Genomic DNA, 23,202 nt, shown 5'->3' with positions numbered 1-23,202 from the left:
TGTGCCTCAGATATGCCGCCGGTAGACCTGCCGGGAACCGCCCTCCGGCCCGGTGGCCGCGGCTTCCGCGGGATTGAATCCCATGTGCTCGTAGAACGCCCGAGCGCCACTGGCCGCCGCGCCGGGATGATCGGCCCCGAAGGTGACCACTTCGAGTGTGCCGGGGCAGCGCACGTACCGGCGTATCGCGTCCGTGGTCAAGGCCCGTCCGATGCCGTGTCCGCGGGCCTGCTCCGCGACGACCAACCAGTCCACCCGGTAGGTCGGCGGCTGCGCGCCGAACATGATGGCGCCGAGCACGTCGGCCCCCGCGGATCGGGCGACGAGCGCCGTGCCTGCCCGAATGTGCCGCAACACCGCCGCATGGAATCCGGCCTCGTCGACCATCGGGCCGAACCAGTGCTCGACCTGCCCCGCCAGTTCGAGCAATCCGGCGAGGTCGTCTTCCCGCGCAAGCCTGACAATCATCCGCGCCATCGTGACAGCATCGGCCGCCGACGTCGACCCCTCGGACGGTTTCGGTCCGCGAACCCGCAGGGCGAGGTCGAGTTTCTCGCGGAAGCGGCCGAAATCCGCCACACCGTGCCTCGGCTCACGCACTTCGCGCAGCAACCGCCTCCGCCGTGCCATCAGCCTGCACGGCCGGTAGCCGCATCAGCGTGATGCCATACGTCGCGATCCAGGCGACCCACAGCAGCCAGCTCACCAAGCCCAGCATGCCTAGTGGGGTGACGTGGTCGAGTACGAGCGGACCCGCTGTCGCCCAGACGAATTGACCTGCGGCCGCGGTCAGTCCGAGCAGGGCATGCCAGCGCCGGATCAGTCCGGTACGCCATCCGCCGATGGAGAATCCGAGCATGGCCACGGCGAGAAACGTGCCGTTGAGGGCGAACAGCGCGTTGTGCAGAGCCCAGAGTCCCGCGGCGTCGCCGGTGCTGTGTGCGAGTGCGAGCCGCGTGGCGGCCACGCCGACGAAGGTGCTGTTCTGTAGCAGAAGTCCCGCGAAACCAGCCAGCGACCAGGCCGATCCGAGGGCCCGTTCACGCGGCCACAGTACAGCGACGACGGCGGCGCCGAACACGATGACGCACGCCCACGCCGCGGGAAGGAACACCGACGACAGTCCAACGGGCCCCGCGGCATCGGCGAAGAAGGCTTCCGCGGCGGCGATGTCGGCGCCGAACCGTGGCATGCCCGCGGGTTCGAGGATCAAGTTCGCGCCGACGATGACGAGCGCGAAGCCGAGGCCCGCCAGGCCGCCGATCCATGTGAAGGGCCGGGCAGATTTCGATTCTTCTATCATATATTGAATATAAGCACCGTAAACCGAAAGGTGAACCATGACCGCGGAACCGGCCCGGCGTCGCTACGACTCGCTGCGCCGCGCCGCCCAGGCCCAGCAGACCAGTGCGGAGATCGCTCGGGCTGCGCGAGAGTTGTTCTTGGCCAAGGGTTGGGCGTCGACTACGGTGCGTGACGTCGCGCGCGCCGCCGGCGTCTCGGTGCCGACGGTCTACGCCGCGTACGGAAACAAGACCGGTCTCACGAAAGCGCTCGCCGACGCGGCCGACTTGTCGGCCGACGTACCCTTGTTGCTCGCCGATCTGGAAGCCGCCACCGAGCCGCGTCGGCAGCTGGCCGCGATGGTCGCCTACGATCGCAGGCTCTATGAGCGAGCGGGAGATGTGATCGTGCTGCTGCGCGAGGCGGGACGCACTGAACCCGAACTGGCCCAGGCGTACCGCGACGGCCGCCGCCGCGGCGACGACGCTCACCGTCAGGTCCTGTCCGCGTGGCCCGTCGGCACGCTGCGCGATGGCATCGACGTGCCGACCGCCGTGGACATCTACGCGGCGGTCTGCAACATCGACGCCTTCACAGAACTCACCGCCGAGCGCGGCTGGTCACCCGGGCGAGTCGAGGCATGGTGGACAGCGCTGCTCACGCGTGAGCTACTGGACGAACGGTGATCAGCACAGTCCCGCCAGTTTGTACAGGACAAGTGATCCCGCCACCGCGACGTTGAGGCTGTGCCCGGTGCCGACCATCGGGATCTCCACGGTGATGTCGGCGAGTTCGAGTCCTTCGGGTGGGATGCCGGTGGTCTCGTGCCCGAGGACGATGATGGTGCGCCGCCGGGCTGCGGGAAGGTCGGCGAGGCGGATCGATTCGTCGGTCAATTCCACGCCGACGATCGCGGAGCCGCCGTGCCGCTGCCGGGCGAGCCATCGCTCGACCCGGCCGTCGACCCAGTGCACGCATTGCCGGTGCCGCAGCGTATTGCCTTGCGCGAGCGCGTCGGGCACCCAGGGCCGTCGCGGCACCGCCAGGCACGCGCCGACCGCGTCGCAGGTGCGCAGCATCGTCCCCAGGTTCACGCCGTGCTTCGGCCACAGCGGTGCGACGAGTAAATGATTCCAGCAACCGTGGCCGCGCCTGCGGCGCTGTCCGCGCAGTTCCGTGCGGGTCCTGGCCCGCGCGGCGCTCATATGGAAACGGGAACTGCCTTCCCGTGGGAGAGAACGAAATTCATCGAGACGATGCTTGGCGGCGCACCGGAGCCATCACCGAGGGCGGAAATGCCCGAGAGTCACTTCGTTCCCCAACGATACGCCAAGAACGCGGCCCGACCTGCTCGGGCCGGACCGCGAATGCACGGAGGGCACAGCCGGACGAAATCCGTTCGCGTTGTCGTTGCCGTGGCACGCGCGCGACGCTTTGGCGTAGGCGGCGCTGCGTCGAGGAAGCCGGGGCGCACTGTCCCGGCTTCGTCATGTCTGGGACTTGCCGCGCCATCGGTCCAGCGCGGCCCCCACTACCGCACGCGCCGCCTTGCCGGTTACAGACTGCGCGGCAAGTGTTTCGAATGCGCGGACATACAACGCAATCTCTCGGGGCTGAGTGATGGTCAGCTCCGCTGAAATCGCCTCCACGAGGATCATCCGATCGTCGAACATGACAAAATTCGTTGCAGGCGTGAGCCATTCGGCCTCGGAGGGCACTACGCCGAACAGCATTCGAGGCAATCCCATGACAGCAAGCAGCCGGTCCAGCTGACCGGTCATGACCTCGGCGTTTCCCACGGTCGTCGACAACGACTGTTCGGCTATCAGGATGTGGAACCGATGGTCACCACGGTAGAGAACCTGTTGCCGCTCGAGGCGTTTCGATACGCCTTGGTCTACGTCGTTGGGTATCCGGTAGAACTCGATGGCGCGGCGTAGTACTGCCTCGGCATACTCGGCGGTCTGGAGAATTCCAGGGATCAACACCGGTTCGTAGATCCGCATGAGCTTGGTCTGTTCGGCCAGCGCCACAGACCGTTCCTGACGTCGCCTGGTTCCGGCGTGCAGCACTCGCCGCCATTCGAGGTATGCGGCTTCGATGTTCCGCACGGTCGCTATCAGGTCTGCTAGTTGGTCCTTGGTGCCGGTGTGGGCACAATACGCGCGTAGATCCTGCTCCGAGGGACTACGGTCCCCGGTTTCGAGCTTTGACACCTTGGACTCGTGCCAGCCCGCCAGGGCAGCGAGCTGGCGTCCTGTGAGTCCTGCATCCTTCCGAATCTCGCGGAGGCGCTTACCGAGCGCTTCCCGCTGTTCGTGTACCGAGTTGGTCACTTCGGGGTGCTAGCCGCCGCGTAGTCCTCGAACGGTGTGGCCAGCTCCCACAGCCGTCGTTTCACGCTGACGCAGTGGTCAACGATCCAAGCGTCGGAGGTGACGGCTACACCGAGTCCGCGCCCTTCGGCATCACGGGCGTGGAAGGCTACTCGCTCGTCATCCAACAACCAGTAGTCCTCAGCGGGTACATCCCCGGCAAGCTGCCGAGGCAAGTACCGGATGTCTTCCCCAGCCGCAATGCTCTGGGGTGCAGTCGTGAGCATCCAACGGTGATAGTCAGTGTGTGGCTCGGTGAGCACCCGCACCCGTCGCACAGCTACACCCCGGCCGATCGTCTCCTCGATCAGCGACAGCCACGGACGAAACCACTCAAAGTCGCTGGCTGGCTCCCCGTCGAGGAACCGAAGCAACGGTTCCGACTCCACGGCGACGCCGTAGGAGTCACGGAGTTCCAGGTGGAACGCTTCGCGCTGGCAGGAACGAAGAAGATCCGGGTACGGATCACCTTGCAGCAGAAGCACCGTAATAGCTCCTCTCTAGCTTCGGCACCTCGATAGCCGTCTCCCCTTCGGCGAGGTCGAGCTGTGCCAGCGTGTCAGGTTCGGTGATCGGTCGGCCGGACAATGTGAAGGTACCCCGGCCGGTGTCTGTCATCGGTGCCCCGATGAACGTATCCGGCTCAGCGAACCCGAGTAGCAAGTGTGGGATCTCGACTGTGCCAGGGTTGCCGGTTCGCCAGCCCTGGACGACATACGAGTGTTCTGTCGCGAGCAGCGTCGGGCACTCGCCGACGTTCGAACCGCCCTTGCCGAGGAACTTCAAGCGCATGATATTGGCTCCCGTCCAGAAGTGTGACTTTGTGTGACACTCCTGTAGGCAATGGTGCCCCCCTTCGACCCGATATACGAGCCGTATAGCGGAGTTCTGTCAAGTTTCGTCAAGTTGGTAGTCCCTGAGGCACTGGGCTCCTTAGCGTCGTACCCGGCCCCCGTGACATGTGACGCCCAACCGGTCACGGGGTGCCTACCAACGGCAGAGGGGAACGACATGGTTGCGGACAAAGTCCGCCCGGGTGACGCGATTCCTGATCGCTCACCGAGGCGCACCGGGCTCTACGAGTTCCCCGGTGGTGTCCTGGAGATGACCGACTACGGCGACGACGCAGGGCCAGGGTTCTATCTGGAGTCGCGTACTCTGCCGCAACGGTTTCCGGGTGCTGCCGAGATGAATCCGCCGGGTAGCCCGTTCGAGCCTGCCGACGCCGAACTGTGCGGGCGTGTGCTGCGACTGCTGCGAGACCTGCCGTGATCACGCTCGGATGGTTCATTGCGCTTGGGGTTCCGCTGGCGGTGTTCGCTGCAGCGGTGTTCTGGCCTGAGCGGATACCGAAGGACCGGACTGTCAGGGGAATCCGCGAACGGATCGAACGCGAGGACACGGGCCGGATGAAGCCCGATGGGTCACGAGAGTACTGATCGGCTCCCGCGATAGGCCACTTTCGCGGCCCGGCCGCTCGGGCCAGGCCGCGAATGCGTAAGGCGCAGCAGGATGCACTGCGTCCTCGGCCCCGCGCAGGGCCGAGCGAAGGCCCCGTGCACCGCTTACGGCCGCAGCACAGATACCAGGAATTCGGTCTGGTCGTATACCGCCTTTTCGAAGACTTCGTCGAAGTAGATGTCGAAATGTCGTGCCGGGTAGCGCTTTACGACCGCGTGCTTGGTGCGTTCGGCGGCGCGCAGCGCCGATTTCACCGGGGCGACGGAGTCGTCGTCGCACAGTGCGTACAGCACCGGCATCTTCAGCGCCTTCGCGCGTCGTCCCGGTGCGTCGAACAGCGCGGAGAACGCCACGCGCGCGGCCACTTTCGGCTCGTAGGTCTCGCTCTCGTCGGTCAGCCTGCGGAAGCCCTCCGGCACGTCGGGTGCGCTCATCAGCGCCGCGGAGCGCTTGCGTCCGGCCAGCCGGATGCGGACGGGCTTGCGCCGGATCGTCCCCAGCAGCAGATCGGTCGCCGCGATGGTGGCCACCTTGGTCACGCTGATCGGTCCCTTCGCCAGCGCCGAGGACAGGCCGCTGGTGAACGGCACCTGCGCGACCACGGCCGCGATGTAGTCGTCGTCCGGCGCGACCGACAGTACGTGCCCGCCACCGAACGAAGTTCCCCACAACGCGATTCGGGTCGCGTCGATCCCGCGCAGGGTGCGCGCGTAAGCGATGGCGGCATGCCAGTCCGCACGCTGGCGTGCGATGCTGAGCAACTGCCGCGGCGTGCCCTGACTGGCGCCGAAATGCCGATAGTCGAACACCAGCACCGCCATGCCCGCGGCCGCGAAACGCCGCGCGTACCGGTCCAGTCCCATTTCCCGATTTGCCCCCAGCCCGTGTCCCATCACCACTAGCGGGCGGGGTTTGGGTGCGCCGTCCGGGCGATAGAGCCACGCCGCGCACTGCTCGCTTCCGGAAGGGAAGCAGACCTCGACACGTTCCATGGCCACTAACCGTACCCAGTATTCTGTTATCGCGGACGAGTTGGTCGGGCGGCCGCGGCGCTGGGAACGGGCACGGTCGTGCCGCCGCCCGGCGCCGAGGAAAGTCCGGACTCCACAGAGCAGGGCGGTTGCTAACGGCAACCCGGGGTGACCCGCGGGAAAGTGCCACAGAAAACAGACCGCCCACGGTCGTAGAGGCCGTGCGGTGAGGGTGAAACGGTGCGGTAAGAGCGCACCAGCGCCCCGGGTGACCGGGGCGGCTCGGTAAACCCCGCCCGGAGCAAGGTCGAAGGCCGCACCGTTCGCGGTGCGGCTGCGCAGGCGTTCGAGGGTTGCTCGCCCGAGCCTGCGGGTGGACCGCTCGAGGCACCCGGCAACGGAGTGTCCAGATGGATGGCCGTCCCCCGGTGCGAACCGGGGACAGGATCCGGCTTACAGACCAACTCGTCCGCCCACACCGCGCTCGCGGCCGTGCCGAGTCGCGCTCAGCAGCGGCGAGAAGAGGTGCCCGTCGTCGGCGGCATGCCGGATCCCGCCACCTGGACCGGCGCATCGCTGCCGGGTAGCGGTGCGCAGCTACCGCCGCCGACTTCGAGGTCGTACGTCCTCAGCGCGGAGGGATCAGCACATCAGCTCGGCCATCTGATAAATGGCCTTGGCTTCCTCCGCGGTCGGCTGGGTGTTGCCGCCCGCCCGCTTGGTGATGTCGGCGACGACGTCGTTCTCGGGCTTGCCCGCCTTGATGTCCGCGCAGGTCTCGGACAGGATGCTCGCGATCTTCGCGTCATCCTTGCCGTCGGCGAGCTTCGGGAACGCGCCACGGAAGCTGACGACGAATGCGCCCGTCTTCACGCTGTCGACCTGGGCGGTGGCGCCTTGCGACGCCGCGGTGGTGGACGAGGCGGCGCTGCTGGGCTTGTCGTCCCCGCAACCGGTGAGGAGCAGGGAAAAGAGGGTGGCGCTGGCCGCGATCGCGGCGGTAGTTCTTATCACGCGCGGGATGCTAGCGGCCGAGGATCACTGCCGCCTCCCGTCAGGTTAACGGGAGGCAACGAGTGTGGGAGAACAAACGCGCGGTCAGGCCGGGTTGATCGTGAAGACCTGAGCCCAGTACGCGGCCTGCTCGGGACCGAGCAGAGGCAGCAGGTAGTCGAACAAAATCGATGACATAAGTGTGCAGCTCCCAATTGTCGACGTATGGCACATTTTCGAAAGCGCGGGCGAACGCGACGCCCGACACGGCGCGTCACGTTAGCAGCGCGGGCGCTGTGGTGTCGCGGCGCGAGATTTTCCTCGTCCCGATTCGTGCGCCACTGGCCGTAAGCGTGATCGACGTCATAAAGTAGTCGCCGTTGGCAAGGGCCCGGTGCGGGGCAGCACCGGGCCATTCATACTTCGATCGCGGGAAAGCAGGTCTCAACACATATGCGAGTAGTTCGCTCCATGGTCGCCGGCGCATTGGTCGCAGGCGCCGCCTCGGTTTTAGCGGTGCTCGGCGCCGGCTCCGCCAATGCGGTCGCGGTGACGCCGCTGCCGGGTGGGGTTCAAGTCGACCTCAGCCCCACCGACACGGTGTGGGTGCATCAGAATCACGTCGGTCTGGCCATCGCCGGGCTGCCGCATCCGTCCGCCGCCTCCTTCGGTCAGGCGCTGGACGCCGCGGCACAGGTGTCGTCCTCGGTCCCTGGTGGCCGGGTCACCTTCACCGTGTACGGTCCGTTCGACCAGTTGAACGGCACCATGCTGGCGCTGCAGTAGGACCGGCACCGCAGCGTGGAACTGCACCAGCGGATCGTCTCGGCGCCGGTAGATTTCGGCGCCATTCGTTCCGAGTTCGGCTTGGCCTCGACGTATCCCGCCGAGGCCAGCGCGGAAGCCCGCGACGCGGTCGACGCGTTCGTGGGCAACCGGGTCGATCGCACGGACATCCCGTTCGTGACGATCGACCCGCCCGGGGCCATGGATCTGGACCAGGCCCTGCATCTCGTACGTACCCCCACCGGCTTCCTGGTGCACTACGCCATCGCCGATGTCGGTGCCGTGATCACTCCCGATGGCGCGCTCGCCAAGGAGTCCGGCGCCAGGGGGCAGACGTTCTATCTCCCCGACGGCACGGTGCCGCTGCACCCGCCGAGCCTGTCGGAAGGGTCCGCGAGCCTGTTGCCCGGGCGAACTCGCCCGGCCGCGCTGTGGACCATCGAACTCGACGAGCACGCCGAACCCCAGCGTTTCTCGGTGGTGCGGGCCGAGGTGCGCTCCCGCGCCCGGCTCGACTACTCCGGCGTGCAGGCCGACGCCGAGGCCGGCCGGTTGCATCCCTCGATCGCGGCCCTGCCGGAATTCGGCGCGCGGCGCATCGCGGCGGGCCTGGCGCGCGGCGCGATCGGGTTGCGGCTGCCTGCGCAATCCGTCGTCCAGGACGAGCGCGCCAACGGACACTGGCGGCTGGTGGTCGAACCGCGCACCGCCGCCGACGACTGGAACGAACAGGTCTCGCTGCTGACCGGCATGTGCGCGGCGCAGATCATGCTGAACGGGAACGTTCCCGCCGCGGAGCGGCTCGCGCTGCTGCGCACCATGCCGCCTCCGGCCGAATCCGCGATCGACTCCATGCGCCGCACCGCGCACGCACTGGGCGTGGCCTGGCCCGCCGAGGAAGCGGTCGGGCAGATGCTGGCGCGGCTGGATCCCAATACGCCCGCGGCGCTGGTGCTGATGTCCGAGGCGACAACGCTGCTGCGCGGTGCGTCCTACACCGTGGTCGCGGGTGCCGCCGGGGCACCGCCCACGCCGGAAGCGCTGCGGCACAGTGCTATCGGCGCGCCGTACGCGCACGTCACCGCGCCGCTGCGACGGCTGTCGGATCGATTCGCGACCGAGATCTGCCTGGCCCGCTGCGCGGGCACGGAGGTGCCGCGCTGGGTACGGGACGGGCTGGTGCGCACGGCCGACACCATGCGGCGCAGCGATGGCGTCGCGAGCAAGATCGAGCGTGCCTGCATCGATCTGACCGAGTCGACCTTGCTGGCGCGGCGGATCGGCACCGAGTTCGATGCCGTGGTGGTGCGCGAGGCCAACGGCAACCGTCCCGCGGTGATCTTCATCGCCGATCCGCCGGTCCTCGGGCCGTGCCTGGGCGAGCCACCGGAGGGGTCGGCGGTGCGGGTACGCCTGGTGTCGGCGGACCCGAGGGAGCGGAAAGTGAGCTTCGCGTACCCGGCGTGAATGGGCGCCTGGTGGGAGCGCAGCGCGCATCGGCTACGTGGGCGAGCCGACGGAACGGGCGACAGTACGGGTGCGGCCTGTGGTCAGCCGAATCAGTGGAGCGGAACCTTCGCTGCCTCGGATGGTTGCGCGTACCGGGTGTAGTCGACGGAGGCGGCGAGTGTGCGCCCAACCCTGTGCAGCGTCGGGTCCCCGATGCTACGGCGCTGGATAGGGTGGACTGCCGCGCCGGGGACGGGCGGGGACCTGACCAGCGGTGATCTACCCGAACAGCGCCGCGGCGGTGGCGGGATAGCGGCTCAGTTCGCGACCGGCCGCGGCGTCCTCGGCGTCCGCGAGGATCTCGTAGAGGTCCGCGGGCTCGCCCGCCGCGGCGGCGTCGGCCGCTCGATCGAGGACCGCCTGGCGGGATTCCACCGCGTCCCGGTGGTCGCCGAGTACCGTCTGCAGCTTCTTCGCGCGGCTGCCCAGATCGGCGGCATCGCCCACTTCCTGCGCCGCGGCCTCGCACGAATACCGTAAACGCTTGGCGCTCTTGCGAATATCGTGTAGCAACTCGATGCGCTCGGTCGCGGCGACCGTCGGCTCGGCGCGGACGAGGGATTCGACCCGGGCGAGATCGCTGCGCAGTATCTCGCCGAAGACGTCGGCGGCCTCCGCCGTGACGCGGGAGTGGCGCAGTGGCGGGTCGGTGCGCCATTCGGATAGTTCGTCGCGCAGCTTGCGGTAGCGTTCGCTGTCCAACGCGGTCAGGATCTCATCGTGGGCCAGGCGATAGCGCTCCCGTTCGGCGATCACCAAGCGCGCGGTGACCGGCCCGAGCTCGGCGGGCGGGGTCTGTCCGGCATGATCGGCCAGGAGGGTGGCGAATCGGTCGCCACGCACCTCCGCGTCGCGGGCCTCCCCGAGCAGCCCGGCCAGCCACTGGAGCTCCGCGCCTATCGCCGCGACCGGCGCCTTGACGAAAAGCCCACGATAGGACCGCAACACGCTACGCAGCCTTCGCGTGGCCACCCGCATCTGGTGCACGGAATCCGCTGCGTCGGAACGGACTTCGGGCTCGGCGGCCAGCAGCCGGTCGATATCGTCGCGCAGTGCCGCGACAAGTGCGTTCGCCGCCGTGGTCACCGCGCTCACCCCTCTTTCGCGAATCGGTCGGTCGCTTCGACCAGGTGATGGGTGATGCCGGGCTCGCTCGCCGCGTGCCCGGCGTCGGCGACGATGTGCAGGACCGAACCGGGCCAGGCCCGATGCAGCTCCCACGCGCTGACCGCCGGGCAGACGATGTCGTGGCGGCCTTGCACGATCACGGCGGGGATGTGCGTGATGGCACCGATGTCGCGCAGCAGCTGGCCCTCGTCGAGGAACCCGCCGTGGCGGAAGTAGTGGTTCTCGATCCTGGCGAAGGCCAGCGCGAACCGGGGCTCGGCCGTTTCGGCGATCCGATCCGGGTGCGGCAGCAGCGAACTCGTCGCGCCCTCCCAGGTGGACCACGCGATCGCGGCCGCGCGGGCGACCTGCTCGTCGGGCGAGTGCAGCAGCCGGTGATAGACCTCGACGAGATCTCGGTCGCGCTCGTCCTCCGGCACCGGCGCGAGGAACTTCGCCCACTCGTCCGGGTAGACGTAGCCGGCGGCGCCGTTGTAGTACCAGTCGATTTCCTTGCGGCGCAACAGGAAGATGCCGCGCAGCACCAGTTCGGTCACGCGTTCGGGATACCGCTGCGCGTAGGCCAGCGCGAGCGTGGAACCCCACGAGCCGCCGAACACCTGCCAGCGCTCGATGCCGAGATGTTCGCGCAACGCTTCCATGTCGGCGATCAGGTGCCAGGTGGTGTTGTGCTCCAGGCTCGCGCCGTCGGCGAGGTGTGGCGTGGAGCGGCCGCAGCCGCGCTGGTCGAACAGCACGATTCGGTAGGCGGCCGGGTCGAAGAACCGCCGGTGGTACGGCGCGGTGCCGCCCCCGGGGCCACCGTGCAGGAACACCACCGGCTTGCCGTCCGGATTGCCGCTGACCTCCCAATACACCGACTGGCCCGCACCGGCCGCCAGCATGCCGGAGTCGTACGGTTCGATCTCGGGGTAGAGGGTGCGCATTCGGCCCGCCCGGGTCAGAAGGCGAGTCCGGAGGCCAGGTCCGGAATTCCCAGTGCTTCGATGGCCTGCTGGCGCACATCGGGGCAGCTCTTGGTGGTGGCGCGGTCGATGATCGGCTTGTCGGCCAGCACCGCGGCGTTGATGCCGCCGTTGCGCAGCGCCCACTCGTGCACGAGCGCGTTGAGCCCGATCTTGCCCAGCGTTCCCCCCTGGATACGCCAGTTGGACAGTTCCGGCCGGATCATGTCGCACAGTTGGTTCGCCGCGGCGTCGGAGATCTCCGGGCTGGCCGGTGTGGTGCGGCCGGTGGTCGTGCCCGGCGTCGCGGATGCCGTGGTCGAAGTCGCGCTGCCGGTGGGGGCCGGGCTCGGCTCGCTGCCGCACGCGGTCAGGGCCGCGGCGGCGAAAACGCCCGCGATCAGCAGGGAGCTGCGTGAAATCCAACGGCTGTACGGCATCGGTACCTCTGGTCGTGTCGGCATTGTCGGCATCGAGTCTGCCATTGATTTCGCCGACCGGCCCGAACCGGTTGATTCCACTGGGAATAGTTCAGCCCAGCGGTTCCAGCGTTGGGCCGGACAGCGCGACGCATGGGCGCACTGCCCGGCCGGTCATCGTCTTCGGTGGGAACGCCGGGTCAGAAGCTGTGTTCGGGCCCGGGGAAGGTGCCCCGGCGCACTTCGTCGGCGAACGCGGCTGCCGCGGAGCGCAATTCGTCACCGATGTGGCCGAAGCGCTTGACGAACTTCGCGGTCTTGCCGCTGGTGTAGCCGGCCATGTCCTGCCAGACCAGCACCTGTGCGTCGGTGTCGGCGCCCGCGCCGATGCCGATGGTCGGAATGGTCAGCTTCCGGGTGACCTGTCCGGCCAGCTCGGCCGGCACCATCTCCATGACGACGGAGAACGCGCCCGCCTCCTGCACCGCGATCGCGTCGGCGATCAACTGCTCGGCACCGTCCCCGCGGCCCTGCACGCGGAAGCCGCCCAGGGTGTTCACGCTCTGCGGGGTGAAGCCGATATGCGCCATCACCGGGATGCCCGCCGCGGTGATCACCGCGATCTGCTCGGCGACGCGCTCGCCGCCCTCCAGCTTCACCGCGTGCGCCCCGCCTTCCTTCATGAACCGGGTCGCGGTGGCCAGCGCCTGCTGCGGCGAGGATTCGTAGGTGCCGAACGGCAGGTCAGCCACCACCAGCGCGTGCGGGGCGCCGCGCACCACACCGCGCACCAGCGGGATGAGCTCGTCCACGGTGATCGGCACGGTGGTGTCGTAGCCGTACACGACGTTGGCCGCCGAGTCGCCGACCAGCAGTACCGGGATGCCTGCCTCTTCGAACAGCCGTGCCGTGGAGTAGTCGTAGGCGGTCAGCATCGCCCAGCGCTCACCGTCGGCTTTCATCTGCCGAAGATGGTGCACCCGGGTCTTGCGCACGACCTTCTTGGTCTCAGCGGGCACCGCACCGTAGGCAGGGGTTTCCGAATCGGATACGGACATCATCGTCCCTTTCGTCTGTGTCGCCTCGGGGCCCGTCCGGGTCCCCGGGATTGTTTGACAAAACCCAGTGTGCCATCCGCCACCCGGGCGGATTAAGGCCGATGACCGGTGCAATTGGTCACAGCGCCAGGTGGGTTTGCCCGAGGGTGCGCCGGTGTTTGCTGGCAATATCAAGGTATGTCGACGGTGCGGAGTGGGCGCGATGCGCTCGTGGTGGCGGTGCTGGCCTCGGTTGTGCTCGGCGCGGGGTGTGCCATCACCCGCACCGAAACGGGGCAGCCGATGCCGACGCCGCCGGTCGGCCTGGAAAAGTTCTATGGCCAGACCGTGCAGTGGGGCGAGTGCACCGGATTCGGCGGACCGGACGACCGCCTTCCGCCGAACACCGACTGCGCGCGGATCACCGTTCCGGTGGACTACGCGGCGCCGGACGGGCCGACCGCGCAGATCGCGGTGTCCCGGGTCCGCGCGACCGGTCATCGCATCGGTTCGCTGCTGATGAATCCGGGCGGGCCGGGGGAGTCGGGCCTCGGCATGTCGTCGCTGGGCAACAAGACACCGCTGGCCGAGCGCTTCGACCGGGTCGGCTTCGACCCGCGCGGCGTCGGCTCCTCCACCCCGTCGATCGTCTGCCAGACCGCGCAGGAGCAGGACGCCGAGCGCGCCGAGCCGCAGGAGGACTACTCGCCGGAGGGGATCGCCGACGCCGAGGCGGACAACCGCCGCTACGCCGACCGCTGCGCGGAGCGGACCGGCAAGGGCTTCCTCGCCCACGTCGGTACCCGCGAGGTGGTACAGGATCTCGACGTCATGCGGGCCGCGCTCGGTGACCCGAAGCTGAGCTATGTCGGTTACTCCTACGGCACCAAGATCGGCTCCGCGTATGCGGAGAAGTTCCCGGACCGCGTGCGCGCCCTCGTGCTCGACGGCGCCATCGATTCCTCGCAGGACCCGGTACAGGAGTCGTTGCGGCAGGCGGCGGGCTTCCAGAAGGTGTTCGACGCCTACGCCGCCGACTGCGCCCGGCAATCGGACTGCCCGCTCGGCACCGATCCGGCGCAGGCGGTGCGGCGGTTCCGCGAGCTGGTCGACCCGCTGTGGGACAACCCGGCGCCGACCACCGACCCGCGCGGGCTGAGCTACGGCGACGCGCTCACCGGTGTGCGTCAAGCGCTCTACACCGACGAGCTGTGGAAGGCGCTGACCCTCGGATTGTCCGAACTGCGCGACGGGCGCGGCGACACGCTGCTGCTGCTGGCCGACCTGTACGACGGCCGCCGCGATGACGGTACTTACACCAACACCACCGACGCGTTCAACGCCATCCGTTGCGTGGACGATCCGCGCATCACCGACCGCGCCGTGACGGGACGGCAGGACGCCGAATACCGCAAGGCGGCGCCGTTCCTGGACGACGGCCGCGGCACGGGTGCGGCGCCGCTGGAACTGTGCACCGCCTGGCCGGTGCCGAACACCAGTGAACCGCACCGGATTTCGGTGACCGGCCTGCCGACGACGGTGGTGGTGTCCACCACCGAGGATCCGGCGACGCCGTACCAAGCCGGTGTCGACCTGGCCGCCCAACTGGGCGCCGCGCTGATCACCTACCGCGGCAACCGGCACACGGTGGCGCTGGCGGGCGGTGTGCCCTGCGTGGACGACGCGGTCATCGCCTATCTGACCGACCTGACCGAACCCGCGCCGGGACTCACCTGCTGAGCTCGTCCGGATCGGTTGCTGAACGGTGACGCGGAGCGTCCCGCGCCGGGAAAAGCTCACAAAGCGGACGATTCGACTGTGCGGAGTCTTCCAAAAAATCCTGCTCAGCAATCTTAAGCGTGTATGTAACACAGATTTAACGCCGGATGCTTACGCTCGCGGGCATGGATCGCCAGAAGGAATTCGTGCTGCGGACGCTCGAAGAGCGGGACATCCGCTTCGTACGTCTCTGGTTCACCGACGTCTTGGGCTACCTGAAGTCCGTGGCGATTGCCCCCGCTGAGCTAGAAGGCGCGTTCGAAGAGGGTATCGGCTTCGACGGCTCGGCCATCGAGGGCTTCGCCCGGGTCTCGGAGGCCGACATGGTCGCCCGGCCGGATCCGTCGACCTTCCAGGTGCTGCCGTGGGCCACCAGCAAGGGCCACCAGCACTCCGCGCGCATGTTCTGCGACATCACCATGCCCGACGGCTCGCCGTCCTGGGCCGACCCGCGCCACGTGCTGCGCCGCCAGCTCAACAAGGCCGGCGACGTGGGCTTCAGCTGCTACGTGCACCCCGAGATCGAGTTCTTCCTGCTGGAGAACGGCCCGCACGACGGCAGCCTGCCGATTCCGGCCGACAGCGGTGGCTTCTTCGACCAGGCCGTGCACGATTCGGCGCCGAACTTCCGCCGCCACGCCATCGACGCGCTGGAGTCCATGGGGATCTCGGTGGAGTTCAGCCACCACGAGGGCGCTCCCGGCCAGCAGGAGATCGACCTGCGTTACGCCGACGCGCTGTCCATGGCCGACAATGTGATGACCTTCCGCTACCTGATCAAGGAAGTGGCCATCGACGAGGGCGTGCGCGCGACGTTCATGCCCAAGCCGTTCCCCCAGTACCCCGGCTCGGCGATGCACACGCACATGAGCCTGTTCGAGGGCGAGACGAACGCCTTCCACGACCCCGACGACCCGCAGAACCTGTCGGAGACGGCCCGGGCGTTCATCGCGGGCATCCTCGAGCACGCTCCGGAGATCAGCGCGATCACCAACCAGTGGGTGAACTCCTACAAGCGCCTCATCCACGGCGGCGAGGCGCCCACCGCGGCCTCCTGGGGCCGGTCCAACCGCTCCGCCCTGGTGCGGGTGCCGATGTACACGCCGAACAAGGCCTCCTCGCGCCGCGTCGAGATCCGCAGCCCCGACTCCGCGTGCAACCCCTACCTCACCTTCGCCGTGCTGCTCGCGGCCGGTCTGCGGGGCATCGAGAAGGGCTACAACCTGCCGCCGGAGGCGGAGGACGACGTGTGGTCGCTGACCACCGCCGAGCGGCGCGCGATGGGCTTCCGCGAGCTGCCCGGCACGCTGGACGAGGCGTTGCAGGCGATGGAGCGCTCCGAGCTGGTCGCCGAGACGCTCGGCGAGCACGTGTTCGATTTCTTCCTGCGTAACAAGCGCAGGGAGTGGGCGGACTACCGCAGCCAGGTCACGCCGTTCGAGCTCAAGGAATATCTCGGGTTGTAACCCCGGAATGACCTTCGGCGGCATGCCCGCGGTCTCGGCCAGGTAATTTGAGAACCATGGTCCGGCCACCGTCTGCCCGCTCCGCTGTCCCCGGCGTCGGTCGGCTCGGATTGCTCGAGCCGTCCGCTGCGGCGTCGCTGCGCGAACTGGGCTGGGACAATGTCGAGAGCATTCCCGTGCTGTGGGCGCTGTCCCGCGCGCCGGACGCCGATCTCGCGCTGAACACGCTCATGCGGCTGCGCGAGGGCATCGGCGACGAGTGGGCCGCGGTCGATTCGGCGATTCGCACGGATACGTCGTTGCGCGGCAGGCTGTTCGCGTTGGTCGGCTCGTCCAGCGCGTTGGGCGATCACCTGGTCGCCAGGCCGTCGGCCTGGGAGATCCTGCGCCGCAAGGACTTGCCCGGTCGCGACGAGGTGATCGCCGATCTGCTGGCGGTCATCGAGGCGGAGCCGGAGCAGGGGCCCAACGCGGCGCCGATGCTGTTCCGTGCCGGGATCTCGGGTCCTGAGGTGGTGGCGTCGCTGCGCCTGCGCTACCGCGACCAGCTGATGCTGCTGGCCGCGCTGGACCTGGCGGCCACCGTGGAGAACGAGCCGGTGCTTCCGTACCAGGTGGTCGGCCGGCACCTCACCGACCTGGCCGACGCCGCCCTGACCGCGGCGCTGGCGGTCGCGGTGGCACGGGTCTGCAAGGACGAGCCGGTGCCGGTGCGGCTGGCCGTCATCGCGATGGGCAAGTGCGGCGCGTGCGAGCTGAACTACGTCAGCGACGTCGACGTGGTGTTCGCCGCCGAGCCCGCCGACGCCACCGCCACGCGGCTGGCAGCCGAGCTGATGAATGTGGCCGGCCAAGCGTTCTTCGAGGTCGACGCGGCGTTGCGGCCGGAGGGCAAGGCCGGTGCCCTGGTGCGGACGCTGGACTCGCACATCGCCTACTACAAGCGCTGGGCGCGCACCTGGGAGTTCCAGGCGCTGCTGAAGAACCGCCCGGCGACCGGTGATCTCGCGCTCGGGCAGCAGTACCGCGACGCGCTGATGCCGATGGTCTGGACGGCCTCGGAGCGTCCCGATTTCGTCGCCGACGTCCAGGCGATGCGGCGCAGGGTGGAGGACTTGGTGCCCGCCGATCTGCGCGAACGCGAACTCAAACTCGGGCACGGCAGCCTGCGCGACGTCGAATTCGCCGTGCAGCTCCTGCAACTGGTGCACGGGCGGGTGGACGAGACCTTGCACGTGCAGGGCACCGTCGAGGCGTTGACCGCGCTCGCGGCGGGTGGGTACGTCGGCCGCGACGACGCGGCGAACCTCACCGCGTCGTACGAGTTCCTGCGCCTGCTCGAGCACCGGTTGCAACTGCAGCGGCTGCGTCGCACGCATACGTTACCCGCCGCCGACGACGAGGAGGGAATGCGCTGGCTGGCCCGCGCCGCGCACATCCGCCCCGACGGCAGGCAGGACGCGGTGGGCGTGCTGACCAGCGAGATCCGCCGGAACGCGGTGCGGGTGCGGCGATTGCACGCCAAACTGTTCTACCGCCCGCTGCTGGAATCGGTGGTGCGGCTGGAGCCCGACGCGCTGCGGCTGAGCCCGGAAGCCGCCATCCGGCAGCTCGCCGCGCTGGGCTACGCGGCGCCGGAACACGCGCTCGGACACTTGAAGGCGCTGACCGGCGGCGTCTCCCGCAAGGGGCGCATCCAGGCTCTGCTGCTGCCGACGCTGCTCGAATGGCTCAGCGACACACCGAATCCCGACGCGGGCCTGCTGGCCTACCGGCGGGTGTCGGAGGGGCTCGCCGACCAGATCTGGTTCCTGCGCGAGCTGCGCGACGAGGGTGCCATCGCCCAGCGGCTGATGATCGTGCTCGGTTCCTCGGAATATCTGCCCGACTTGCTGATCAACGCGCCCGAGACGATCCGGATGTACGCCGACGGTCCCAGCGGTCCACTGCTGCTCGGTCCGCAGACGGAGGAGGTCGCGAACGGCATTCTCACCGCGGCGGCCCGCTACGAGGACCCGAAACGCGCTGTGGCCGCGGCGCGTTCGCTGCGCAGGCACGAACTGGCGCGGGTGGCGTCGGCCGATCTGCTCGGCATGCTGGACGTGCCGCGGGTGTGCCGGGCATTGTCCTCGGTGTGGGTGGCCGTGCTGGAGGCGTCGCTGCTGGCGGTGATCCGGGCAAGTGAAGCCGAGCGTGGATCACCGGCGCCCGCCGATATCGCGGTGATCGGTATGGGCAGGCTCGGTGGCATGGAGCTCGGCTACGGCTCCGACGCCGACGTGCTGTTCGTCTGCGACCCGCGCCCGGGTGAAGACGAGACCAAGGCCGTCAAATGGGCGATCGGGGTGGCCGACCGGGTGCAGCAACTGCTCGGGGCGCCGAGTACCGATCCGCCGCTGCTGGTCGACGCAGGGTTGCGCCCGGAGGGCCGCAACGGCGCGCTGGTGCGCACGCTGGCCGCGTACGCCGCCTACTACGAGCAGTGGGCGCAGCCATGGGAGGTGCAGGCGCTGCTGCGTGCCCACCAGGTGGCAGGCGACCAGGAACTCGGGGTGCGCTTCCTGCACGTCATCGACAAAGTGCGGTATCCGGAGGGCGGTGTGTCGGCCGAGGCGGTGCGCGAGATCCGGCGGATCAAGGCCAGAGTCGACGCGGAGCGCCTGCCGCGTGGCGCCGACCCGGCCACCCACACCAAGCTGGGGCGCGGCGGTCTGACCGACATCGAGTGGACGGTGCAGTTGCTACAGCTGCGGCACGCCCACGAGGTGCCGGGGCTGCACAACACGTCCACGCTGCAGTCGCTGGACGTGATCGAACAGACCGAACTGCTGGACGGGAATGACGTGGCGCTGCTGCGCGACGCCTGGCTGACCGCCACGAAGGCGCGCAATGCCCTGGTGCTGGTGCGTGGCAAGCCCACCGACCAGCTCCCCGGCCCTGGCCGCCTGCTCTCCGCCGTCGCACGTGTGGCGGGCTGGCCCTCCGGCGACGGCAGCGAATTCCTCGACCACTACATGCGCGTCACCCGGCGCGCCAAAGCCGTGGTCGAACGCGTCTTCGGCGCTTGATTGCGTCAGTTGCCGATGTGCAGCGCTCCGGCGATGGTGGGCCAGGACCGGGACAGTTCGTCGGCCCAGTACGGCCAGGAGTGTGTGCCGGTGAGCCGCAGATTCACCGTCGCCGGAATCTGCAGTTGGGTCAGCCGGTTCGCCAGTGCGAGGGCGCATCCGAAGGCTCCGGCTTCGAGCGGGCCTCCGACGGTGATGGCGTCGGGGAGTTCGACCTTGCCGGGTAGATCGTGTTCGCCGGGGACCCCACTACCGCTGGACAGGTAGATCGCGGTGCCGCGCAAGGCTTCCGCGTGTGCCATGGTGTCGTGGGCGAGCCAGTCGGGATCGTTCGGTGGGCCGAACATGTTGTCCGGATTGCCGCCGTAGGTTTCGACGATCCCGCGGGCTTGGGCTTGACCAGCGCCTGCGAGGGTGTAGCAGCCGCTGTGGGCCGCGACGACGGAATACATGCCCGGTGTCCGGAACGTGAGCATCATCGCGGCTTCGGCGCCCATGGAGACGCCCTGGATTCCGTTGCGGCCGCTGCCTTCGAAGTGCGCGTCGATCAGTGGCGGCAGTTCGCGGGTGAGGAACGTCTCCCATTTGTTGGTGCCGAGGACCGGATCGCGGCGCTGCCAGTCGGTGTAGAGATTGGCCGGACCGCCCGTGGTCAGCACGACGTTGACGTTCTTGTCAGCGAAGAATTCTCGCGCCCCGCCGTACTCGATCCAGCTGCTGCTGTTCTCGGGAGCGCCGCGACCGTCGAGCATGTACAGAGTCGGCCGCGGTCGGCTACGGTCGGCCGGGACCAGCACCTGCACCTGCACCACGCGTTTCATCGCGGGCGAGTTCACGAATACTCGCAGCCACCGGTCGGTGATCGGCTCGACACGGTCGATCACGGGTAGGGCCGGGAGGGCAGAGCTTTCCGAGGGGGCTTTGTAGCCGTCCGACGACCCCGTATTCGGGCGCGACGACGGCGGGTCCGCGACAACCACACCAGACGCTGTCGTCAGAGCCCCTAGCAGCACCGCTGCCGGCGCAAGCACCCTGGCGATCCACCGCGTCCGCAAGCGCCGACCATCTGGGCGTACCAGCGCAGACGGGCTCGAACTACCTCGCCGTGCCTGCCGCTTTTCCGCGGTAGGGCGGTGTCGATCAACAGTTTCTTCGCCGCTGGCATTACCAGCACGAACAGCAGGACCCTCGAAGACGCGTTGCACTCCTCCTAGTAGATCAGGAAACATGCAGTTTCTTCACATTGGGAACGAGCAAACCGTGCGACTGTGATGCATATGTTTCGGAGCGGCCGCAACTACCCCGCATCTCCGAGGCCTCGTCACCCGATTCACCCCCCTCGGACCGAAGCCGGGCTCAGGGATCGAGGGTGAGGCCGGTGCGGGCGGCGCGCTGTTCGCCCCAGTCGTAGAGGGCGGTGAGGACCGGGACGAGGGTGCGGCCTTCCTCGGTGAGGGTGTATTCGACCTGCGGCGGCACCGTGTCGAAGACGGTGCGGTGGACCAGGCCGTCGGATTCCAGCTCACGCAATTGCTGAACGAGCATCTTCTCACTGGTGGTCGGCATGCGCCGGCGCAGTTCGCCGTAGCGGTGCACGCCCTCCTTGAGGTGGGCGAGGATCACCGGCTTCCACTTGCCGCCGATCAGGTCGACGGTCACCTCTACGGCGCAGTTGTAGCGCTTGCCGGGCACATGACCTCCGGGTACTCACCGAAAAGTGCGTTCTTGTAACACTGTAATCGTCACGATTCCATGAATGCCGTTCGTATCGACCAACGCAGACATGGAGCGAAAAACCCTATGAAGGTCATCGTTTTCGACCGATTCAAGCCGGGCGTCACGCTGGAGACGATCAATCCCTACCTGCCCGAGGAGGTCGCCAATGTGTGGCGGCTGTGGAAGGCGGGCATCGTGCGGGAGAACTACGCCCGCGCCGACGAGCCCGGCGTGGTGATCGTGTTCGAAGTCGACAGCGTCGAAGAGGCGCAGAAGTACGTCGCGGACTTCCCGCTCACCAAGGCAGGCTACCTGGAGTGGACCTACGTTCCGGTGCAGGCGCCGTTGCCGCTGGAGGCGCTGATGGACCCGGCGGTCGACGTCGCCGAGCCCTACGACCGGACCGCGTGACCATGCGACACGCCTTCGGCCTCAGCATTCCGCAGACCGTTCCGGACGCCTGCGATCCCGCGCGCATGGCCCTGCTCATCTATGACATGCAGGTCGGCATCGTGCATCAGATCCCGGACGGCGACAAGATCGTGCGCGCGTGCGTCCAATTGCGCGATGCCGCGCGGGCGGGCGGTTTCCGAGTGTTCTACACCCGGCACATGTCGCTGCCGATCGCCGCGTCGGGCGTCGCCCAGCTGCGCACCGCCATGCAGTGGCAGCGCGTGGACGACCCCGCCGCGCTGCGCTCCAGCTTTCCCCAGGGCTCACCGCAGTTCCAGCTGGTGCCCGAGTTGGCGCCCGGCCCCGACGAGGTGGTGTTCGACAAGATCACCATGTCCGCCTTCGCCGCGACCCCGCTCGACATCGCGTTGCGCGACTGTGGAATCGACACGTTCGCCGTCGCGGGCATCGCCATGGAGGTGGGCATCGAGCCGACCGTCCGGCACAGCTTGGATTTGGGCTACTTGCCGATCGTGGTAACCGACGCCTGTGGCGCCGGCCATTCGGACGCAGCCGAAAGGTCGCATGCCACGTTGGAATTCGCGGGTGGCTCGCTGACGACGGACACTGCGACGCTCACGGGGTCGATGAGCCGGTGGCCGCGCTGAGGCCGGAGGTCGGTGGCGCCGGGAACGCACAGAACCTCCACACCGGGCACCGACGGCGTATCGGCTACGGGGTCGGAGCGAGCACCTGAATCTCGGCGCCTCGCCGACGTGCGATGCCTGGCAGATAGAGGGGCCAGGTACAACTGAGGTTGTTTCACGCGTGCAGAGGTCCCGGCACCAGGCGGCCCGGGACATCTGCCGCGGCCCGGCGCGGCGAACCATACCGGCGGCACCGGCAGGGCAGGTCAGTCGCGCGTGGCCTTGCCGCCATTCGGAGCTACTGCGAACCATGTCCCGCCGACGCCCTGGCCGAGCAGATCCCCCGGCTTCTTGTCCTTCGAGAAGTAGTACACCGGCCAACCCCCGATGGTGATCTGGCAGGTGCCGTCGGCACGTTCGATGAATCCGACGAGCTGAGGGTCGACCCCCGACGCGTAGACCGATTGGTCACGGGCAACGGTCAGCGGCGGCCAGGTCACGGCACATTGCCCGGCGCAGTTGGATACCGACGGCTTCGCGGTGTCCTTGTCGAACCGGTACAGCGACCGGCCCGGCCCGTCCGACACGTACCGCCCGACATTCGGATTGCTCGTCACATCGAGCTGCACCACATTCGCGGTCCCGGCCGGCGCCGCTCCGCCGTAGATCTTCAGCCAGCCCTGCGTCTTCGCCACTGCGGGAGCCTGCCCCGCAGCGGGTGCCTGCGCAGCGGTGGCCGTGGTCGACGATGTCGCCTGCGACGCCGACGCGGCCGCCGGCTCGGGCCGGCCCTCTTTGTCGCCACCACAGGCGCTCAACAGGCCGGCAAGAACGACCGCAGTAGCCGCGACCGGCACAGCGGCACGCTGGAATCGCTTGGTAGAACTCATATTTCGGTCCTTTCGTCGCCGTTCGACGAGGCGCACACTGCATCTCGTCACCCGTACTACGAACTGTCGCGATCAGCGGTTCACTCGATACGCGGTTCCGTGGTGTGCGCTGCGTCATAGCTGCGGCGCCGAGATGCCGACCTCGCCACCCGCTTCACCGCTTGAATCGACCACGCCCTCCAGCGCCCGTCCGTCACGGCGCCGACTTCCCTGTCGTGGTGGTTCAGCAATTTCGTGGCATTGTTGGCGCGAAAGGTCACGGCCTCCGACGGGGCCAAGCATCGATGGGGTTCCTACTGTGGTTTTGCGCATGTCGGTGTTGCGAGGACGCCGGAG

24 protein-coding genes and 1 other RNA gene are annotated in these 23,202 nt (G+C 68.2%); 10 read left to right on the top strand and 15 right to left on the bottom strand.

Annotation, left to right across the window (positions count from 1 at the left end; all coding sequences use genetic code 11):
• Nucleotides 1-6: 6 nt before the first annotated feature.
• On the bottom strand, nt 7-468 hold the full coding sequence (locus ACWPXK_RS22635) for a GNAT family N-acetyltransferase (RefSeq protein WP_454198183.1): 462 nt from the start codon (nt 466-468) through the stop codon (nt 7-9).
• A gap of 124 nt (nt 469-592) precedes the next feature.
• Nucleotides 593-1,303: a hypothetical protein gene (locus ACWPXK_RS22630; RefSeq protein ID WP_454198182.1), complete on the bottom strand. Its 711-nt coding sequence runs from the start codon at nt 1,301-1,303 to the stop codon at nt 593-595.
• 37 nt (nt 1,304-1,340) lie between these two features.
• Here ACWPXK_RS22630 and ACWPXK_RS22625 point away from each other — a divergent pair, with 37 nt between their 5' ends.
• A complete protein-coding gene (locus tag ACWPXK_RS22625; protein ID WP_454198181.1) occupies nt 1,341-1,970 on the top strand; it encodes a TetR/AcrR family transcriptional regulator in 630 nt (209 codons plus the stop codon).
• Here the strand turns inward: ACWPXK_RS22625 and ACWPXK_RS22620 are convergent, their stop codons facing one another.
• From ACWPXK_RS22620 to ACWPXK_RS22605, 4 genes are all read right to left on the bottom strand, one after another.
• Nucleotides 1,971-2,489, bottom strand: coding sequence for a TrmH family RNA methyltransferase (locus ACWPXK_RS22620; RefSeq protein WP_454198180.1), 519 nt, complete (start codon nt 2,487-2,489; stop codon nt 1,971-1,973).
• Nucleotides 2,490-2,771: 282 nt separating this feature from the next.
• The gene (locus tag ACWPXK_RS22615; RefSeq protein ID WP_454198179.1) at nt 2,772-3,620 is read right to left on the bottom strand and encodes a helix-turn-helix domain-containing protein; all 849 of its coding nucleotides are present in this window, start codon (nt 3,618-3,620) and stop codon (nt 2,772-2,774) included.
• Nucleotides 3,617-4,144: a DUF6879 family protein gene (locus ACWPXK_RS22610; RefSeq protein WP_454198178.1), complete on the bottom strand. Its 528-nt coding sequence runs from the start codon at nt 4,142-4,144 to the stop codon at nt 3,617-3,619. The genes ACWPXK_RS22615 and ACWPXK_RS22610 overlap by 4 nt, the downstream gene beginning before the upstream one ends.
• A complete protein-coding gene (locus ACWPXK_RS22605; RefSeq protein ID WP_454198177.1) occupies nt 4,125-4,451 on the bottom strand; it encodes a hypothetical protein in 327 nt (108 codons plus the stop codon). The genes ACWPXK_RS22610 and ACWPXK_RS22605 overlap by 20 nt, the downstream gene beginning before the upstream one ends.
• A 219-nt stretch (nt 4,452-4,670) precedes the next feature.
• Here ACWPXK_RS22605 and ACWPXK_RS22600 point away from each other — a divergent pair, with 219 nt between their 5' ends.
• On the top strand, nt 4,671-4,931 hold the full coding sequence (locus ACWPXK_RS22600; RefSeq protein ID WP_454198176.1) for a hypothetical protein: 261 nt from the start codon (nt 4,671-4,673) through the stop codon (nt 4,929-4,931).
• Nucleotides 4,932-5,224: 293 nt separating this feature from the next.
• Here the strand turns inward: ACWPXK_RS22600 and ACWPXK_RS22595 are convergent, their stop codons facing one another.
• Nucleotides 5,225-6,112 (bottom strand): alpha/beta hydrolase, encoded by an 888-nt coding sequence (locus tag ACWPXK_RS22595; protein ID WP_454198175.1) that lies wholly within the window; start codon nt 6,110-6,112, stop codon nt 5,225-5,227.
• Between the two features lie 36 nt (nt 6,113-6,148).
• On the opposite strand from ACWPXK_RS22595, the gene rnpB reads away from it, so the two are divergent.
• An RNA gene (rnpB, locus tag ACWPXK_RS22590) (RNase P RNA component class A) lies at nt 6,149-6,563 on the top strand.
• 170 nt (nt 6,564-6,733) lie between these two features.
• Here rnpB and ACWPXK_RS22585 read toward each other — a convergent pair.
• Entirely contained in the window at nt 6,734-7,105 is a 372-nt protein-coding gene (locus tag ACWPXK_RS22585; RefSeq protein ID WP_454198174.1) for a hypothetical protein, read from the bottom strand.
• 450 nt (nt 7,106-7,555) lie between these two features.
• Between ACWPXK_RS22585 and ACWPXK_RS22580 the strand changes: the two genes are divergently transcribed.
• Both ACWPXK_RS22580 and ACWPXK_RS22575 read left to right on the top strand, forming a co-directional pair.
• Nucleotides 7,556-7,870, top strand: coding sequence for a hypothetical protein (locus ACWPXK_RS22580; protein ID WP_454198173.1), 315 nt, complete (start codon nt 7,556-7,558; stop codon nt 7,868-7,870).
• A 15-nt stretch (nt 7,871-7,885) separates the two neighbouring features.
• Complete coding sequence (locus ACWPXK_RS22575) at nt 7,886-9,337, top strand: RNB domain-containing ribonuclease (RefSeq protein WP_454198172.1); 1,452 nt, start codon at nt 7,886-7,888, stop codon at nt 9,335-9,337.
• Between the two features lie 261 nt (nt 9,338-9,598).
• Here ACWPXK_RS22575 and ACWPXK_RS22570 read toward each other — a convergent pair whose 3' ends face one another.
• From ACWPXK_RS22570 to panB, 4 genes are all read right to left on the bottom strand, one after another.
• A complete protein-coding gene (locus ACWPXK_RS22570) occupies nt 9,599-10,465 on the bottom strand; it encodes a CHAD domain-containing protein (RefSeq protein WP_454198171.1) in 867 nt (288 codons plus the stop codon).
• Nucleotides 10,466-10,470: 5 nt separating this feature from the next.
• The gene (gene pip, locus ACWPXK_RS22565) at nt 10,471-11,433 is read right to left on the bottom strand and encodes a prolyl aminopeptidase (RefSeq protein ID WP_454198170.1); all 963 of its coding nucleotides are present in this window, start codon (nt 11,431-11,433) and stop codon (nt 10,471-10,473) included.
• Nucleotides 11,434-11,447: 14 nt separating this feature from the next.
• Nucleotides 11,448-11,891 (bottom strand): hypothetical protein, encoded by a 444-nt coding sequence (locus ACWPXK_RS22560; RefSeq protein ID WP_454198169.1) that lies wholly within the window; start codon nt 11,889-11,891, stop codon nt 11,448-11,450.
• A 179-nt stretch (nt 11,892-12,070) separates the two neighbouring features.
• Nucleotides 12,071-12,928, bottom strand: coding sequence for a 3-methyl-2-oxobutanoate hydroxymethyltransferase (panB, locus tag ACWPXK_RS22555; protein WP_454198168.1), 858 nt, complete (start codon nt 12,926-12,928; stop codon nt 12,071-12,073).
• A 177-nt stretch (nt 12,929-13,105) separates the two neighbouring features.
• Between panB and ACWPXK_RS22550 the strand changes: the two genes are divergently transcribed.
• The 3 genes from ACWPXK_RS22550 (at nt 13,106) to ACWPXK_RS22540 (ending at nt 19,220) form a co-directional block, all read left to right on the top strand.
• Nucleotides 13,106-14,647 carry an alpha/beta hydrolase gene (locus ACWPXK_RS22550; RefSeq protein WP_454198167.1) on the top strand — a complete coding sequence of 514 codons (1,542 nt, stop codon included), beginning with the start codon at nt 13,106-13,108 and terminating at the stop codon, nt 14,645-14,647.
• A gap of 164 nt (nt 14,648-14,811) precedes the next feature.
• A complete protein-coding gene (glnA, locus tag ACWPXK_RS22545) occupies nt 14,812-16,152 on the top strand; it encodes a type I glutamate--ammonia ligase (RefSeq protein WP_454198166.1) in 1,341 nt (446 codons plus the stop codon).
• Nucleotides 16,153-16,208: 56 nt separating this feature from the next.
• Nucleotides 16,209-19,220, top strand: a complete 3,012-nt coding sequence (locus ACWPXK_RS22540) for a bifunctional [glutamine synthetase] adenylyltransferase/[glutamine synthetase]-adenylyl-L-tyrosine phosphorylase (protein ID WP_454198165.1) — start codon at nt 16,209-16,211, stop codon at nt 19,218-19,220.
• A 5-nt stretch (nt 19,221-19,225) separates the two neighbouring features.
• Here ACWPXK_RS22540 and ACWPXK_RS22535 read toward each other — a convergent pair whose 3' ends face one another.
• Together ACWPXK_RS22535 and ACWPXK_RS22530 are read right to left on the bottom strand one after the other, a co-directional pair.
• Nucleotides 19,226-20,104: an alpha/beta hydrolase gene (locus tag ACWPXK_RS22535; protein WP_454198164.1), complete on the bottom strand. Its 879-nt coding sequence runs from the start codon at nt 20,102-20,104 to the stop codon at nt 19,226-19,228.
• Nucleotides 20,105-20,576: 472 nt separating this feature from the next.
• Nucleotides 20,577-20,912 carry a winged helix-turn-helix transcriptional regulator gene (locus ACWPXK_RS22530; RefSeq protein WP_454198163.1) on the bottom strand — a complete coding sequence of 112 codons (336 nt, stop codon included), beginning with the start codon at nt 20,910-20,912 and terminating at the stop codon, nt 20,577-20,579.
• A gap of 108 nt (nt 20,913-21,020) precedes the next feature.
• Here ACWPXK_RS22530 and ACWPXK_RS22525 point away from each other — a divergent pair, with 108 nt between their 5' ends.
• Together ACWPXK_RS22525 and ACWPXK_RS22520 are read left to right on the top strand one after the other, a co-directional pair.
• The gene (locus ACWPXK_RS22525; protein WP_043689051.1) at nt 21,021-21,347 is read left to right on the top strand and encodes a YciI family protein; all 327 of its coding nucleotides are present in this window, start codon (nt 21,021-21,023) and stop codon (nt 21,345-21,347) included.
• 2 nt (nt 21,348-21,349) lie between these two features.
• Nucleotides 21,350-21,997 (top strand): cysteine hydrolase, encoded by a 648-nt coding sequence (locus tag ACWPXK_RS22520; RefSeq protein ID WP_454198352.1) that lies wholly within the window; start codon nt 21,350-21,352, stop codon nt 21,995-21,997.
• Nucleotides 21,998-22,242: 245 nt separating this feature from the next.
• Here the strand turns inward: ACWPXK_RS22520 and ACWPXK_RS22515 are convergent, their stop codons facing one another.
• Entirely contained in the window at nt 22,243-22,866 is a 624-nt protein-coding gene (locus ACWPXK_RS22515; RefSeq protein WP_454198162.1) for a hypothetical protein, read from the bottom strand.
• Nucleotides 22,867-23,202: the final 336 nt, after the last annotated feature.

It is taken from the genome of Nocardia sp. Marseille-Q1738 (assembly GCF_965283145.1).
This window is presented reverse-complemented; position numbering and strand designations above follow the sequence as displayed.

Bases quoted from the DNA above. Each gene is read 5' to 3' on its own strand.
- ACWPXK_RS22635 (WP_454198183.1), bottom strand. From the start codon at position 468: ATGATTGTCAGGCTTGCGCGGGAAGACGACCTCGCCGGATTGCTCGAA.
- ACWPXK_RS22630 (WP_454198182.1), bottom strand. From the start codon at position 1,303: ATGATAGAAGAATCGAAATCTGCCCGGCCCTTCACATGGATCGGCGGC.
- ACWPXK_RS22625 (WP_454198181.1), top strand. From the start codon at position 1,341: ATGACCGCGGAACCGGCCCGGCGTCGCTACGACTCGCTGCGCCGCGCC.
- ACWPXK_RS22620 (WP_454198180.1), bottom strand. From the start codon at position 2,489: ATGAGCGCCGCGCGGGCCAGGACCCGCACGGAACTGCGCGGACAGCGC.
- ACWPXK_RS22605 (WP_454198177.1), bottom strand. From the start codon at position 4,451: ATGCGCTTGAAGTTCCTCGGCAAGGGCGGTTCGAACGTCGGCGAGTGC.
- ACWPXK_RS22600 (WP_454198176.1), top strand. From the start codon at position 4,671: ATGGTTGCGGACAAAGTCCGCCCGGGTGACGCGATTCCTGATCGCTCA.
- ACWPXK_RS22595 (WP_454198175.1), bottom strand. From the start codon at position 6,112: ATGGAACGTGTCGAGGTCTGCTTCCCTTCCGGAAGCGAGCAGTGCGCG.
- ACWPXK_RS22580 (WP_454198173.1), top strand. From the start codon at position 7,556: ATGGTCGCCGGCGCATTGGTCGCAGGCGCCGCCTCGGTTTTAGCGGTG.
- pip (WP_454198170.1), bottom strand. From the start codon at position 11,433: ATGCGCACCCTCTACCCCGAGATCGAACCGTACGACTCCGGCATGCTG.
- ACWPXK_RS22560 (WP_454198169.1), bottom strand. From the start codon at position 11,891: ATGCCGTACAGCCGTTGGATTTCACGCAGCTCCCTGCTGATCGCGGGC.
- panB (WP_454198168.1), bottom strand. From the start codon at position 12,928: ATGTCCGTATCCGATTCGGAAACCCCTGCCTACGGTGCGGTGCCCGCT.
- ACWPXK_RS22550 (WP_454198167.1), top strand. From the start codon at position 13,106: ATGTCGACGGTGCGGAGTGGGCGCGATGCGCTCGTGGTGGCGGTGCTG.
- glnA (WP_454198166.1), top strand. From the start codon at position 14,812: ATGGATCGCCAGAAGGAATTCGTGCTGCGGACGCTCGAAGAGCGGGAC.
- ACWPXK_RS22540 (WP_454198165.1), top strand. From the start codon at position 16,209: ATGGTCCGGCCACCGTCTGCCCGCTCCGCTGTCCCCGGCGTCGGTCGG.
- ACWPXK_RS22525 (WP_043689051.1), top strand. From the start codon at position 21,021: ATGAAGGTCATCGTTTTCGACCGATTCAAGCCGGGCGTCACGCTGGAG.
- ACWPXK_RS22520 (WP_454198352.1), top strand. From the start codon at position 21,350: ATGCGACACGCCTTCGGCCTCAGCATTCCGCAGACCGTTCCGGACGCC.
- ACWPXK_RS22515 (WP_454198162.1), bottom strand. From the start codon at position 22,866: ATGAGTTCTACCAAGCGATTCCAGCGTGCCGCTGTGCCGGTCGCGGCT.